This window comes from Duncaniella dubosii (genome assembly GCF_004803915.1).
GTDB classification, from domain to species: Bacteria; Bacteroidota; Bacteroidia; order Bacteroidales; family Muribaculaceae; genus Duncaniella; species Duncaniella dubosii.
Map to the genome: position 1 here is coordinate 2,999,356 of NZ_CP039396.1, position 15,438 is coordinate 3,014,793.

Annotated in this window: 14 protein-coding genes; 5 read left to right on the top strand and 9 right to left on the bottom strand. The window is 45.6% G+C overall.

The features are described from left to right. Positions 1 to 28 precede the first annotated feature (28 nt). On the bottom strand, positions 29 to 1,126 hold the full coding sequence (gcvT, locus tag E7747_RS13395) for a glycine cleavage system aminomethyltransferase GcvT (RefSeq protein WP_123614789.1): 1,098 nt from the start codon (positions 1,124 to 1,126) through the stop codon (positions 29 to 31). Between the two features lie 52 nt (positions 1,127 to 1,178). After that, positions 1,179 to 2,159, bottom strand: a complete 981-nt coding sequence (locus E7747_RS13400) for a lipoate--protein ligase (RefSeq protein ID WP_136416497.1) — start codon at positions 2,157 to 2,159, stop codon at positions 1,179 to 1,181. A gap of 142 nt (positions 2,160 to 2,301) precedes the next feature. Between E7747_RS13400 and E7747_RS13405 the strand changes: the two genes are divergently transcribed. The 4 genes from E7747_RS13405 to E7747_RS13420 all read left to right on the top strand — a co-directional run bounded on the left by E7747_RS13405 (position 2,302) and on the right by E7747_RS13420 (position 6,036). Continuing rightward, entirely contained in the window at positions 2,302 to 2,553 is a 252-nt protein-coding gene (locus E7747_RS13405; protein WP_136416499.1) for a hypothetical protein, read from the top strand. 29 nt (positions 2,554 to 2,582) lie between these two features. Continuing rightward, a complete protein-coding gene (rmuC, locus tag E7747_RS13410) occupies positions 2,583 to 3,986 on the top strand; it encodes a DNA recombination protein RmuC (protein WP_123614791.1) in 1,404 nt (467 codons plus the stop codon). Positions 3,987 to 4,136: 150 nt separating this feature from the next. Then, positions 4,137 to 4,577 (top strand): PH domain-containing protein, encoded by a 441-nt coding sequence (locus tag E7747_RS13415; protein WP_228449172.1) that lies wholly within the window; start codon positions 4,137 to 4,139, stop codon positions 4,575 to 4,577. Beyond that, entirely contained in the window at positions 4,570 to 6,036 is a 1,467-nt protein-coding gene (locus tag E7747_RS13420) for a PH domain-containing protein (RefSeq protein ID WP_136416503.1), read from the top strand. Before E7747_RS13415 ends, E7747_RS13420 begins: the two co-directional genes overlap by 8 nt. Positions 6,037 to 6,170: 134 nt before the next feature. Here E7747_RS13420 and E7747_RS13425 read toward each other — a convergent pair whose 3' ends face one another. The 7 genes from E7747_RS13425 to E7747_RS13455 all read right to left on the bottom strand — a co-directional run bounded on the left by E7747_RS13425 (position 6,171) and on the right by E7747_RS13455 (position 12,689). Further along, positions 6,171 to 7,451 (bottom strand): SO_0444 family Cu/Zn efflux transporter, encoded by a 1,281-nt coding sequence (locus tag E7747_RS13425; RefSeq protein ID WP_136416505.1) that lies wholly within the window; start codon positions 7,449 to 7,451, stop codon positions 6,171 to 6,173. A 128-nt stretch (positions 7,452 to 7,579) separates the two neighbouring features. Beyond that, positions 7,580 to 8,137 carry an AraC family transcriptional regulator gene (locus E7747_RS13430; RefSeq protein ID WP_123614795.1) on the bottom strand — a complete coding sequence of 186 codons (558 nt, stop codon included), beginning with the start codon at positions 8,135 to 8,137 and terminating at the stop codon, positions 7,580 to 7,582. Positions 8,138 to 8,139: 2 nt separating this feature from the next. Further along, entirely contained in the window at positions 8,140 to 9,507 is a 1,368-nt protein-coding gene (gene tilS, locus E7747_RS13435; protein ID WP_136416507.1) for a tRNA lysidine(34) synthetase TilS, read from the bottom strand. Positions 9,508 to 9,671: 164 nt separating this feature from the next. Next, positions 9,672 to 10,364, bottom strand: a complete 693-nt coding sequence (locus E7747_RS13440; RefSeq protein ID WP_168185350.1) for an OmpA family protein — start codon at positions 10,362 to 10,364, stop codon at positions 9,672 to 9,674. A 148-nt stretch (positions 10,365 to 10,512) separates the two neighbouring features. Then, positions 10,513 to 11,484 (bottom strand): aldo/keto reductase, encoded by a 972-nt coding sequence (locus E7747_RS13445; RefSeq protein WP_136416511.1) that lies wholly within the window; start codon positions 11,482 to 11,484, stop codon positions 10,513 to 10,515. 75 nt (positions 11,485 to 11,559) lie between these two features. Beyond that, positions 11,560 to 11,967: a hypothetical protein gene (locus tag E7747_RS13450; RefSeq protein ID WP_136416513.1), complete on the bottom strand. Its 408-nt coding sequence runs from the start codon at positions 11,965 to 11,967 to the stop codon at positions 11,560 to 11,562. Positions 11,968 to 12,185: 218 nt separating this feature from the next. Further along, a complete protein-coding gene (locus tag E7747_RS13455; protein ID WP_136416515.1) occupies positions 12,186 to 12,689 on the bottom strand; it encodes a PepSY-like domain-containing protein in 504 nt (167 codons plus the stop codon). A gap of 189 nt (positions 12,690 to 12,878) precedes the next feature. On the opposite strand from E7747_RS13455, the gene E7747_RS13460 reads away from it, so the two are divergent. After that, on the top strand, positions 12,879 to 15,341 hold the full coding sequence (locus tag E7747_RS13460) for an endonuclease MutS2 (RefSeq protein ID WP_136416517.1): 2,463 nt from the start codon (positions 12,879 to 12,881) through the stop codon (positions 15,339 to 15,341). The last annotated feature ends 97 nt before the right edge of the window (positions 15,342 to 15,438 follow it).

Below are 15,438 nucleotides of genomic sequence, written 5' to 3' on the forward strand. Positions count from 1 at the left end.
GGGAAAATAATTTATTCTGTATTTGGGATTATTTTTTATATGATTTCTTATAGAACTTTTTAGCTACGACTTTTGCCGGGAAAGTTTTGCGGCGGATGCGTACTTTAAGTTCATTGTCCTTGACGGCATACTTTGTTTCAATCAATGCGGCAGCAATACTCTTGTCAACCGAAATTCCACGATAGCCGGTTGTGACATAGCCTATCACTTCGTCATCAGCATTGAGCACTTCATAGCCGTGGCGTGGAATAGCGCGATCCAACAGTTCCAGTCCAACAAGTTTACGTGGAGCTCCTTCAGCCTTCTGACGTGCGATGACATCACGTCCGATAAATTCAGGTTTATCAAGCTTGACAAACATAGACAGACATGCCTCGACAGGTGTTATATCGTCAGCAAGCTCATCGCCATATAGAGGCAGTCCTACTTCAAAACGAAGAGTATCACGGCAGCCGAGGCCACAAGGAGTAACCTTGCCTGAATCAATGAGTTTATCCCATAGCTTTCGGGTTGTCTCATGATCGGTATAGATTTCAAATCCGTCTTCGCCTGTATAACCGGTACGACTGACAATCATGGGAGAACCATTATAGTCAAGTTCTTTAAAAGTATAAAATGAGAGTTCCTTGCATGGAATGTCCAATATGTTTTCAAGCGCCGCTTCAGCCTCTGGCCCTTGCACGGCAATTTCGCCTGTCGTATCGCTTACATTTTCAACATTGGCATCAAAAGCCTTGGCCTGTTCCTCAATCCATGCCACATCCTTGGCTATGTTCGAGGCATTTATAACAAGGAGGAAACTGTTTTCTCCACGTTTATAGACAAGGAGATCATCAACGACTCCACCCTCGTGATTCAGCATCATTCCATACAGGATACCACCTTTGTCAAGCGGGGCGACGTCATTTGAGAAAATATAATTTACGAATTTCTCGGCCTCCGCACCTGTAACGGTCACTTCGCCCATGTGAGAGACATCAAAAACACCGCAGGCCTTACGGACGGCGTTGTGTTCTTCGACAATACCGGAATACTGGATTGGCATGTCGAAACCTCCAAACGGGCTCATTTGAGCGCCAAGACTGACATGTTTGTCATGAAGGCATGTTTTTCTTAATTCTTCCATTTGCGGATTAGTATTTTAAGGTTGTTATTTATCTTTGATTTATATCTAAATTTCAGAAAATCAGAGTGACGAATTTGTCGATTGTCATTCCGGGGATAAGAGCGTTGAGATCTATCTCCCTGAGTGCGGCCCTTACAGGCTCTCTTTCATAGGCTATCCCGACAAGAGCTTTCGATATAGCAGCTTCCGCTTCGGAATTTTCCAAAAAGTCACCGGTGAGAACAATTGTTTCAATAAGACCCTTAGACACCGACATATTAACGTTTATCTCCCCTATTACGTCCATCCTCTCGCTGTGCTCTACAGTTCCTCTTGGATTTTTACCTGCGAGCCATGTCGGAACATAGTATTCCTGTTCGATTTTTTCAATGGCCCGGATGTCGTCATCAGTAAGGACAAGAGTATTTCCGTTGCTGGCCACTGTTTTCAGTATATGGTCAAGGAAATCGGAAATAGAAAGATCAGGTAAATGTTCTTTTATGGTAGTCACTCTGCTTCGGGTTGACTGAACACCGTGTGACGCAAGTTTTGTTTTAGATGGCCGGAGAGTATTTGACATCAGAACAGGGTCATAATCATAGAGCATTGTCCCATGTACTATGCTTCGTCCCGGAAGGTGATAATAGGCATTGCCCGACACTTTGCGGTCACCTATCAGTATGTCATTTCGAGAATTATCGGAAGCATCAAGCCCAAGATTCCTGAGAGCGGTCGCTACCATCGAAGTATATTCGCTGAAAGTGCTACAGACATCATCAGATGATGTCACATAGGAGAACATGATGTTATTCATGTCGGCGAGCACAGCCCCTCCGCCACTTTTTCGACGGAAAATTTCCACACCGTTGTCATGGCAATAGTCCACGTTAATCTCTTTTTCGAGCAACTGGTTTCTACCGATGATGACAGAGGGATTTACCTGCCATGCAAAGAAAAAATCCCTGTCAGGATAACGTCGAGCCAGATATTCCTCCTCTGCAAGATAGAAAGCAAGCTTGCGTGGGTGCAAGTCATTTATTATGACTAAGTCCATATTGATAAATAGATGTATGGTTAACTTGACCTGAAAGATTTCCGGTCACTGCAAAAGTAATAAATTTTGTATAAATACAAACGAAACATCAAAAAAATCAGTAAAAATATTTAGAATTAAAACCCATGACAATAAAGCGCCCGTGGCAAGCGTTAATGAGATAAAACAAGCACCTTCCATTGCGACACATTATATTTCGGTATTATTTTTCGGTATTATTTTTCGTATGCCTATGAATAAAAATTTTACTCCTGAATCCACGTTTACTCACGTTATCGCCGAAACAAAGCAGCGTCCGAAAAAAATCACGCTCGCTAAAATCCGCCAGTTTGCACGGGCATATACTTTTGCCCCTGTAGAAATTCCGGCGCTTGGAAATATTGTGGCTAATTAATTGACCGTTCTATCCCCTCCTGATTTCACATGGTAATCTCAATTGTTTTTGCATTGGCCATGACGGTCATTGCAGCTATCGAATTCTTATATTTACGTAAATCGTTGCTGAAAATTAATGAACTCAACGCAGAGAATATGCGTCTGCAACTGGAGTCGGAAAAAGCACGTGCTGAAGTGCAGAGCTCTATAGCCTCACTCACGGCTAGCCTTACAGAATCACGTAAGAACTGCGACAGCCTTACAGAACGGCTGAACATCTCAACAGACCAGCTGGCTTCATCGCGCGAAGAGAATTCATCTCTACATACGCGCCTTGAGCTTCTCGATAAGGAAATCAGCCGGAGAGAAGATGAGGCCATAAAGCAGGAGGAAAAACGCAGAGAACAAGAGGCGTTGCTCGAAAGCCGTTTCAAAAATCTGGCTAACGATATCCTGCGTCAGAACACCGCAGACCTTAAGACCCAGAATGAGGAACGACTCAGCGAGATTCTTGCCCCGTTGCGAATGAATATCGACGAATTCCGCAAAACAGTCTCAGACACCTACAACAATGAAGCCCGTGAGCGTTTCTCATTGTCAGAACGAATCAAGGAACTTGTCGATCTGAACCAGTCTATCTCGCGGCAGGCCCGTGAACTCTCTGAGGCTCTTCGTGGCGACAGCAAGGTGCAGGGCGACTGGGGCGAAATGGTGCTCGAATCAATACTTGAAAATTCCGGATTGCAAAAAGGTGTAGAATATTTCACGCAGGCGACAACCGACAGTGACGGCAATGTGCTGCGTAATGAGGACGGAACTATGTTGCGTCCGGATGTCGTAGTTAAATATCCCGACGGACGTTTCGTAGTGATTGACTCAAAAGTCTCATTAACTGCATTTGTCGATTATGCCAACGCTGACAACGAGGAGATTCGCGACGGTGCGGCCATGCGCCACGTCCGTTCCGTCAAGAAGCATATTGACGAACTTGCCCGCAAACGCTATCAGGAATATGTAGGAGATGCAAAACTTGATTTCGTCATGATGTTTATTCCGAATGAACCTGCCTATATTGCAGCGATGCGTCTTGATCCGTCATTGTGGCAGGAGGCTTATGACCGTCAGGTACTCATCGTATCCCCTACACATCTCGTTTCCGGGCTTAAACTCATAGCGCAGCTCTGGAGTCGTGACCGCCATACGAAAAATGCAATCACCATCGCTGAAGAAGCCGGTAAGATGTATGACAAGTTCGCAGACTTTACAAAAGACATGGAACGCATTGAGAAAGCCATCGGATCTACGCGCAAAGCCTACGACGATGCCATGACCAAACTCACAACTGGCACAGGCAATCTCGTCAACCGCGCACTCAATCTCCAGAAACTCGGTGTGAAAGCCTCGAAGCAGCTCGCCGCTTCTACTCTCAAAGAGTCCAATACAGAGGAATAACGCATACTGCAATTGATTTCCCATTTCTTTGCAGTATGCGACACTGCAAGAGATTAAAAATTTCAAATAGAAACGTTGATTAATATGTATGAGCAATCCCCGGATAGAGACCAAATTAACAGACCTATTGATGAGCTTCATTACGAGCCGGTGAATCCGAGATTCAGGTCGGTGCAGATTGTAAGTGCGGTAATCGCATACTCTCTGTTGGCTGTCCTAGCGTTGCTGCTGCTCCTTGTCGACACCTATTGGTGGTGCATCGCTGCCGAAATAGTGATTACTGTATCGTTCATCATCAATCTTAAAATACTCAGGAAAGCATATAAATTTAAGGGATATGCACTCCGCGAGCATGACATCACATATCGTGGAGGAGTGATATTTCCAAAAATTACAACAGTGCCGTTCTCCAAAATACAACAGGTCAGCATTAAGCAGAACCCCGTGTCAAAGTATTTCGGTCTATCCGCAATAGATATAGTCAACGGGGCACAAGTTTTGTCGTCGCTTGCCATCCAAGGTCTCACCAAGGAAAAGGCCGATGCAATCAAGAATGTCATAACACAAAGGCTGAATAATAATCATGACTGACTTCTCCGTTCCTCAAAGGATGGGCTTCGGCGCGTTCGTCATCTATTTTCTGAAGTTCTTCAGACTTACCTTTAACGCCTCGATCATCTACATGGCATACACGCTATTTCAATCAGACGGAGACTTAACCAAAACCATCCTGAAGATTGCAGCCATAGTCGGGTGTACTACTATTTTTGCGCTGATTCTTGCTTCACTGGCAATTTTTCAGATGAAATTTCATGTCGAAGACGGTAATCTCATCTATCGTCACAACCTGATCAGCCGTGCCACCACCACAATTCCTCTTAGCCGCATACACACGTTGCGCACCCGACAGGGTCTTCTCTATCGACTCTTCGACCTCAGAGGCGTTCTTTTCGATACGCTTGCAGCCAAGGAAGAGGAAATAGAACTCGTTCTCAGCGAGTCAGACTGGCAAAGCTTGCTTACCCGGATTGAGCGACAAGAACTTACGCAGTCCGCTGTCTCCAACATGCCGCCTGCCTACAATCCATCATCCTTCATAGAATTCAGCAACAAGGACCTTGTGTTTGACGCGCTGTGTCAGAACCATTTGAAAGGGATGGTGATATTGGGTGGATTTGTATCTGTCATTTTCAACACTCTGTCGGACTTTTCTGAAAACAGCATTGAGTTAATCGAGGGCTATATCAAATCGCATTTCGACCAATTCGCCTTGTCAGTGACAGGCGTAGCCTTGATTATGGCATGTACATACATAGTGTCGCTTGTGCTGTGGCTTGGAAAGGTGCTTCTGCGATACTACAATCTTTCGCTTACCTACAACAGCAAAATGCTTACTTTCAGTCACGGGCTATTCTCTCGCCTTAGCAGCCGTTTCACCCGCGATAAGATATGTACGGTCTGGATCAAACTTAATTATTTCGAAAAGCGATTCGGTCTTTCCACCATCGCTCTGAGACAGGCACTGAACTCAAGCGCAAAGAAAGAGGATGATAACCTGAAGATTTACGGACGTGACCATTACGACTTTTTCCTCAGCTGGTGGCTCGGACAGGACTACGGTCAGGAGGCAGACATCGCCACTGCGAAATCCGGCAAAGGAGTAATATCACGCTCATTGTTATCCGATGTGCTTCTCTCCTCCGTAGCCATAGCGGTGCTTTGGCATTTCGGGCTATACGTCTGGACCATCCTTCCTGCCACATACTTGTTGGCTGGCATACCCAAAGGAATCTTGACAATGCGTCACAGCCATATCACTCTTAAAGAGTCGTATCTCATTGTCAACAACGGATGCTTCGCCGAGACAAAGAATTATCTGAAATATGACAACATTGAGGTCGTGAGAGTTACCCGGACTCCCTTGTCGCGATTTACAGGCCGTGTTTCGCTCTCCATTTCAACAACAGGAACCACATTCACCGTCAGAAGTCTCAGACAGGAACAAGCCATGAATATCTACGAGCTTCTGCTCGCCAAGCCCCAAAAATAGCAAGAAAGAGCCATAAAGATTCTTCTCTGCATTATGCAGAGTGTAAAATGACATAAACGACAGACTTGTTTTAGCCCGAATTTAGGCCGATGTAAGTCTGTCGTTTATGTCATTTAGAATTATGCACTTTATGATTAGCCCTTCACTGCAAATCCGGCTGCATAGACCACATCCTTTATTTTATCAGAGGTAAAATTACCTTCGACAATCAGTGTTCCGGCTGTATGGTCGACCGATACATTTTCAATTCCTTCGATTGCCGAGACTGCTTTACGCACTACTCCGGCGCAATGGGCACATTCCATGCCTTCGATATTAAATACCTGTTTCATATAATTTTCACTGTTTTTAATTTCCGATTCAGATAAATATTCATGACTGTGGTGAGATCTGTTTGATTTGATTGCAGTATAGGCCAAAAGTCCGAGCAAGACTACACTGCATAGAGTTTCAAACAATCCGAATTCTTCATGGCAGGAAGCCACATGGCCGGTTATGGCAGGCATGAACCATTCGCGTGGAAGAAGATAGTCAATCATCAGTCCGAATACAAGCGATGTCACGATCACAGAACCTGCATAAATCAAAGTGCTGCGTCGTCCGATTGATTTCGATAAAATCATCATCGAGGCAAAATTGGCGGCAGGCCCTGCCATAAGCAATACAAACCCGACTCCGGGAGTAAGCCCCTTGGCAATTAGCGACAGAGCGATAGGAATTGATCCAGTCGCACATACATACATCGGGACAGAAACCACAACCATCATCAGCATCGCAAGCAATGGATAATCCGCTAATCCAAGGAAAAGTTCGTCAGGGACGAGGACTGTTATCAGAGCGGCAATCACCAATCCTATGACAAGCCATTTGCCGACATTTCCGACCATATCAACCAGTCCGTAACGCAATGCCTCAGTACATTTACGGCTGAACGGCACGTGAGATTCTGACATCTCTCTGTCACTGCATGCCGCAAGATTACATGCCTGTGGAACATCTTCGTCTGACTTATCAAATTTCTGCACACCGACACCACCGAGCATTGCTCCGAGAAGTGCGCCTACAGGGCGTAATAAAGCGAATGGCAGTCCCAACAAGGAATATGTTGCAGCTATGCTGTCGACACCGGTCTGCGGAGTGGCTATAAGGAATGATGTTACCGCTCCTTTCGATGCGCCCTGTCTGCGAAGCGATACAGCTGTTGGAAGGACACCGCAAGAACATAACGGCAATGGTATACCGAGCAGAGCGGCCTTCACTACCGGCATGGTTCCTCCCCCGGCAAGATGGCGTGCCATCATCTGAGGTTTGACAAATACGTGCAGGAATCCGGCTATGATGAAGCCCAGTAGTATATAGGGCGACATCTCGTTTACTATGGAGAAAAGAGAATAGAAAAAATGTGAGATATTCATTTTGTATAAAAATTTTACAATCTTCAATTGCTTTAATTTCTATGCAAAATTACAATCTCACCGTCCTTTGACTGTTATACGATTATGGGATTTGTTTATATAATTTTTTTGCGTACACACGTCTCCGTTTATATGTCATTCAGGTCTTTCCTTTCACGCGGACCGCGAAGATATTCGGTCGGTGTCATACCTGTGACCGATTTAAACTGCCGTGATAGATGTGCCACACTTGAATAGTCAACCATGTAGGCTATCTCGGAGAGAGTATATTCGTCATGCTGCAGAAGTTCCTTTACTCTCTCTATTTTTTGAGCGATATGATACTTTTCAAGAGTGCGTCCCTCGCGTTGTGAGAATATACGGCTTACAGTGTCGTAGCTGACATTGAGATTCCGCTCTATACAATCTGATAGATTGTGGTGGTGTCCCTCTTCCTCCCGGATATGACGCATGACCAGATGCTTGGTTCTTTCTATCAGCCGAGTCTCGGGATCAGTGAGCAGCTCGAATCCAAGTTCACGCAGCGATTGATCAAGTTCTTCGAGTTGACGGCTGTCAATGTTTTCACTAATGACGGCTTTTCCCAGTTCGACTTTGATAATTGTATATCCTAAATCTGAAAGGTGTTTTTCTACAGCCTGTTTGCAATGCTGACACACCATATTTTTTATGAGCAGTTCAGTCATGTTCAGTTTTGTTTATCAGAGATGACAGGATTATATGTCAGGCAAAGGATTTCCGCAGTATTTTTACCGACACTATACAGGTTTGCCGCACGAAGTTCGACGACCCATAATATGTCTCCATTGCGTGTAAGGATTCGGACTTTCCGTTTGTCAGCCAATGACATTTTTTTGTCCGACAGCAAGTCGCTGACCAGTTTGCTCCCATTCATGCCAAAAGGCGTAAACCTGTCACCCTTCCGCCACGATCTGAGTTCGAATACAGGATTTCCGTCAAGCACCCGGCTATCAAGATAAATCGCATCCCGACGCAGAGACTTGTTTGTCTTTAGCCTGTCGAAAGCTTCAGATGTCAACCGTTCCAATTGGAATGGAGCATTTAAAATATCGACAGGTTCGCAAAATTCATCTTCGGAGCTGTCGACAGGGATAAGCTGTCCACGGTTTAGCAGGTAGCTGACATTCGGTGTATGAAACAACTTTCCTGATACATTGCATGCTCCGTGACCGTTGAACGATGAAAGAATATTATCGACCTGCGTCATATTTACTCCGGCATTGGATAGAATCTCGAAAAGCACCATTCTCGCATTCTTTTCCGACGTGACGATTTCGCTTAGATGCACTATTCCATCAGAACCGACATATTTTCGCCGCAATTCAGACCGATAGTCAGAATACAGTTTATAATTATCGTAGAGATACGATATACTGGTCGCAATAGCATCCATAGCTCCGGGAAATTCCTTTTCGAATCCGGGAATCACAATATTGCGCAGCCGGTTACGCTTGAACTCATTGGATGAGTTGGTCGAATCGGTGACATAACCGAGGCCACGCGAATCAAGATAGTCGACAATATCACTTTTGGTCGTGTCAAGGAGTGGCCTGATTATATTGAACGAACGGGGCTGCATGCCTTTTAACCCGACAAGACCGCTCCCACGCAGAAGATTGAGAAAGAAAGTTTCAACATTGTCTTCTCTGTGATGACCCACAGCAATAAGATTGCCGATACCTTTATTGAGAAGACCGTTCCACCAGTCGTAGCGCAATCCGCGGCACGCCATTTCGACCGACTCACCAGTCTGTTTGCATCGTGCATTCACGTCGAAATCCACCGTGAGCAATTCGACCGATAATCCATGACAGAGTTCTCGGCAGAAATTTTCATCACGCATGCTTTCATCGCCACGAAGATGAAAATTACAGTGCGCGGCCACACACTCATATCCAAGTTCAAGCATGACAGAAAGCAGTGCCACTGAATCGGCACCGCCACTAAGTCCGACAATTATTTTGTCGCCGTGTGAACTGACGAGATAATTGTCAGCTATGAATTTTCTGACTTTATCACAGAATTTATCCGCCATAACCGGATAGAGTTAAATTTGTTGTAGCATTGGCAGATGATTCAATCGTATCGAATCATCGAAGAAAGTATCTGCAAAATTAATGAAAATCCTGATATAAAATAACACGGTCATGCCAATTCTCGGATGGCACGACCGTGTTAAGATTTATATGAATCACAAATTCAGACGTTGACATGAATCTCAGCCCTGCGGTCCTGTACTGCTGACGGATAAGCATGAGTCTGTCCCATACCCTTTGTTCTCACATGATCACGGGGAACTCCGTGGGCTATAAGATATTCACCGACACGTTTTGCCCGTCGTTCGCTCAGACGTTGATTGTATTCAGCATTTCCGCTCTCGTCAGTATAGGCTACAACAGAAACATATGCTCCGCTTGCAGCTACCTTTTTGGCAAGATCATTGAGGGTTGCATCGTCTGGAATCTCCGAACCGTCAAGCGGGAAGAGATAGACCACATCGTGAGGCACTGCCGAAGCATCGGTTTTTGTCACATCAGTGGTTGAAAGCGATGTTTTTACAGCCATAGGCTGTCCCTGCTGAATGTCTGAGGCATCGGCTTTACCATAAACGGAAGCTCCCTGAAGATTTTGCGACGCATATAGGCTGTCTGTATCTTTATCATGGTCCGAGAACCAATAGATAGATCCGACCAGAACGCCTATGGCGAGGACTGTGAGCCAAGCCCATCCCAAAAAGCCCCCTCCACGGCGGTTGTGTCTGTCAATAGCGGTATGAGCCATCTGAGGCTCTTCCACCGGAGGAATCGGGGTCGCTTTTTCCTCGTAAGCGCCCAATTCCAAAGGTTCCGGATGCTCCGGCAACCTATTCTGATAATCTTTTTTTGTTTCCATAAGCGATAGCTTTGAGTTATACATAGTTGAGACCTATGGGTTATTTAATAACAAGCATATCAGCGGTAAATATGGTTAAATACTCTAAAGATTATCGTTAAAAATGTTATCAGGCTTCACAATCCGACATAAATCCACCTCAAAAGTTTCAGAATTGCACTCCGGGCTGCGATGCAATTCGGCTGATGCAATCCAGTTCTTCTGACGTGAAACCTTTTTGATTCAATGACCCAATGTTGGCTTTAAGCTGTTCAACCGATGAAGCGCCGACTATCACAGAAGTGACACGCCTGTCGGCCAGCAGCCAGTTTATGGCCATTCCGGCAAGAGATTCACCTCTACGGCCGGCGATTTCGTTGAGACGGCGCGCGGCTTCGACCCTCTCAGGGCTGACCTGTGACATCTGAAGAAACCCGGACTCGCGTGCGACACGGCTTCCAGCCGGAATACCTTCAAGATATTTATCGGTAAGAAGCCCTTGAGCCAATGGAGAAAAGCAGACGATTCCACTTCCGTTTTCATCGGCTATGCCGAAATTCAGGTTAATGGATTTCGTGTCAAACATCGATGCGCGATATTGGCTGACAAGACAAGGAACTTTGGCCTCGCGAAGTATTTTATATGCCATCTTCTGTTCTTCCGGCGGATATTTCGAAATTCCTGCATATAGAGCCTTTCCGCTTCTCACAATGTCAATCAAAGCCTGCATCGTTTCCTCGACAGGAGTAACTCCATCGTAACGGTGGCTATAGAACACATCGAAGTATTCAAGCCCGGTTCTCCACAGACTTGCGTCGCACGAAGCAATCAGATTCTTACGTGAAGATCCGTCACCATATACACCGGGCCACATCCGATGCCCGGCTTTTGACGCAATAAACATTTCATCGCGGTGAGCCGACAGGTCATGTTTGAGAATCTTTCCAAAATTTATTTCGGCTGCTCCGGGCGGAGGTCCGTAATTATTTGCAAGGTCAAAATGGCAGATTCCATTTTCAAAAGCAAACAGAATCATCCTCCGCGATTCGTCAAAACTATCGACATCTCCGAAATTATGCCATAATCCGAGTGAGATTTCAGGAAGCAGAATCCCGCTGCTGCCACATCGTCTATATTCCATCCTTATTATTTATGATTGATCGTTATTATTTATGATTGATCGTTAACAGTATTAGTCATTCCACACCGGGAAAAATCATCTGTCTCTTCCAAGCTCTTCGCCCTGCATGTCTCTTAGCCTGTTGAAATTGGGAATTGAAGACATCGATTCGCCAGATTCCATATACCATTGCATCACCGGTCTCATCTTTTCTAAAAATGGTTTCCATTCGTCACTATCGAGTCTCATCATTTCATACCAGTAACTTTCTGTCGATGCCTTGCAGAATTCTGACTTTTTCAAACTGTCGGCATCGACATAGCAATCCAGATACTTACCTAAAATTTCATTAGCTTTGTCTGGCTTGCCATCTTTCAGACAGGTCATAGCCTGATACATCATTTCCTGCCCGTCTGCTACAGGATTGCTTCCGATTGATGATGAAGTCTGGCATGAGCATGTAAAAATCAGCACGCATAACAACGGAAACAGATACTTTTTCATAAGATTCATATTTTTCAAGGTTAATATTGCAAAGATAAAAAACCAATGGATTATCCTTAAAAATTATCAATCTTTTTTACACAAAATCGTAACTATGATTTCACCGATATACTACAAGAAGCCTATAAACCAGAATGACAGACGGAATATCGCATAGCACATGTGTATTCCATCTGTCATTCTTGCTCACAAGCGAGCCGTGCTGTTGTCGCTATAATCTAATCTTCGATAGCAAGAAATACACCATCTACATCAAAGACATACGTGTCAGGTCCGGCAATATTAAGATCAACTTCGTAAACCTTGCCACGGTTTAACTCGATTGTTTCAACCATGCCGGCCAAACCATCTTTTTCAAGTCGCCCGTATGCCTTTCGTGGCATCACATCCTTGACTACTGCAATCGGGAGGACAGTGTTGTCAGGAGCATCGACTTCGATCAAATCACCCTTTGTGTTGAATTCAAGATCGACGCCATTGCGCAATTCAACCTCATATTTGCCTTTGGCGAAATATTTTTCACATTTCATCACACCGGCATCCTTGAAATGCTTTTCAATGAATGCCTGAGCCTTTTTTGGCAGTTGAGCATAGTTTGCAGAACCCGAAATTGCAATACCGGGATTACCGCCATTACCAACCAGAATCTGGGCCACTGCGTCGGCAGCCCCAAACAGGATAGCCAATGAAGCTATTCCCGAGATTAATGCCTTAGGTTTCATAATTGGAAATTTATGGTTGTCTATTTAAAAGATATTTAATGATATAACCATTTGACTGTCTGGAAAGTTTTCTTATTATCAGATGGTTAATAATCCAGCTCTCAAACAATAAAATCCCTATTGTATATTTAAAGATTCTTATATACTGTTTAGTTTCAACTATTGCCGATTTTTTCATAATTTTGCAGTATGATTTACCCCGAACGAATTGAAGAGAAAATAGGATTTAGCGGAGTCAGAACCGAAATATCCGCTCGTTGCCACTGTGAAGGATCACGTACACGCTGCGAAGAAATGGCTTTTCTCGCCGACTTTAATGCCATACGCACGGCACTCACTGCTGTCAACGAGATGCTTTCCGCTAACCATAGCGACGAGACTGTCCCGCTCGAAGGAGTGAGTGACATCGACCGAAACCTTGCTGTCATAAAAATTCCCGGAACATTCCTTGAAATAAAGGATCTCGTGAGAGTGCGCCGTATGCTTGACTGTTTCGGTGCTGTAGCTACATTTCTCCACCGCCACAAGACAGATGGCCGTACCCCCTACCCTGTATTGACAGATATTGCCGAGGAACTGTCATATATTCCACCATCACTCGGGATGCTTATCGACCATGCCATCGACACTACTTCAGGGCTTGTCAAGGATAATGCCTCACCGACACTGGCTGAAATCCGTTCACGGCTGCGCGGAATGTCTGGCCGTGTCAATTCGATACTCCGTCGAGTGCTAAGTTCGGCAATCTCACAGGGCTGGCTCGAACCTGACACGACTCCGGCCGTACGTGACGGACGACTTGTGATACCGGTTCCTCCGATGAACAAACGTAAGATACAAGGTATCGTCCACGATGAATCCGCTTCCGGCAAGACTCTTTTTATCGAGCCGGCCGAAGTTGTGGAGGCCAACAACCTTACCCGAGAGCTTCAGCTCGAAGAACACAGGGAGATTATACGCATACTTACTTCCATCGCCGACCAGCTTCGTCCGCACATTCAGGAAATGCAGACGGGAGCATCCATAATATACCATCTCGACTTCATCAACGCCAAGGCACACTATGCGGATGCAGTCGGAGGCACTATGCCCAATCTCCACGACAGCGCGGAGATGGAATGGTACCATGCCTGTCATCCGGTACTGAAATTGTCACTCGAACGACATAACCGTGAAATTGTCCCGATTGACATCCGGCTTGACAAAAATGAACGCATACTTGTCATTTCAGGTCCTAACGCCGGAGGTAAATCGGTTTGTCTTAAAACTGTCGGCACTCTGCAATACATGCTCCAGTGTGGCATACTTCCGCCAGTCTACGACAACTCACACTTCGGAGTGTTCAAGGACATGTTTGTCGACATCGGCGACGACCAGTCGTTTGAGGATGACCTGTCGACCTACAGCAGTCACCTGCGCAGCATGAAATTCATGCTCCAGCGCGGACGCAAAGGGTCTTTATTCCTTATTGACGAAATGGGATCAGGAACAGAACCGCAAATCGGTGGAGCACTCGCCCGCGCGATTCTCGAACAAATGAATGCAAAAGAGATGTGGGGTATAGTCACCACCCACTACCAGATACTCAAACAATTTGCCGAGGATACACCCGGACTTATTAATGGCTCTATGCTCTACGACAGGCATCTTATGCAACCGATGTTCAAGCTGTCGATAGGCAATCCCGGTTCGTCGTTTGCGGTCGAAATCGCACGCAAAATCGGTCTCCCGTCAGAAATCATTTCTGCCGCGGAAGATATAGTCGGGAAAGAATATGTGAACCTCGACAACTATCTTCTTGACATCACACGCGACAAACGCTATTGGGAAAATAAGCGCACGGCCATCCGCCAGAAGGAAAAGAAGCTCGAACAGATGCTTGCACAGTATTCCGAAGATGCCGAACAGCTCCGCAGCAAACGCCGCGACATCATCGAGGAGGCCCGCGCCGAAGCCCGGAAGATTCTCGACTCGTCAAACGCGGCAATCGAGCGCACCATAGCCGACATCAAGCAGGCAAATGCCGAGCGAGAACGCACTCTCGAAGCACGACGTAAGCTTAAAGAAGAACGTCTTGCCCTTGAGAAAGATGCCAGAAACCATCGTGACAACAACGCCATTCTCTCAAAAGCGCCAAAGAAGAAAAAAGGCAACAGTGAGCCAAAGCCTTCCGGGCAGACTATAGCTAAATCGGAAATCGTAATCGGTACAAACGTAAAGCTCGACGGAGCAGGAACGGTAGGAACAGTCCTTGAGATTTCCGGCAAGAATGCCATCGTGGCTTTTGGCAATCTCAAAACCAATGTCAAGCTTGACCGCCTTACAGCTACAAACGCTCAGCCTAAATCCAACGCGAAATCAACCGTCTCGATGCAGACAATCGATTCGGGTTATGAACGTCAGCTAAACTTCAAACAGGAAATTGACCTGCGAGGCATGCGTGCCGACGAAGCGATTCAAGCAGTTACCTATTTCATTGACGATGCTATTCGTTTCAGCATAGCCCGTGTGCGGATTCTACACGGAACAGGGACAGGCGCATTACGTCAGGCCGTCCGCGCACTGCTCTCCACCACCCCCGGTATCGAGTCGTTCCATGACGAAGATGTGCGTTTCGGCGGTGCAGGCATTACGGTCGTAAATCTGAAATAAATTCTATTACCTGTTTTTGCATTATCGCACCTTTTTCGACATAATAGGGGCTTAACTTTGTTGCATCAAACAAAGTTAAGCCCCTTCCCAATGAAAA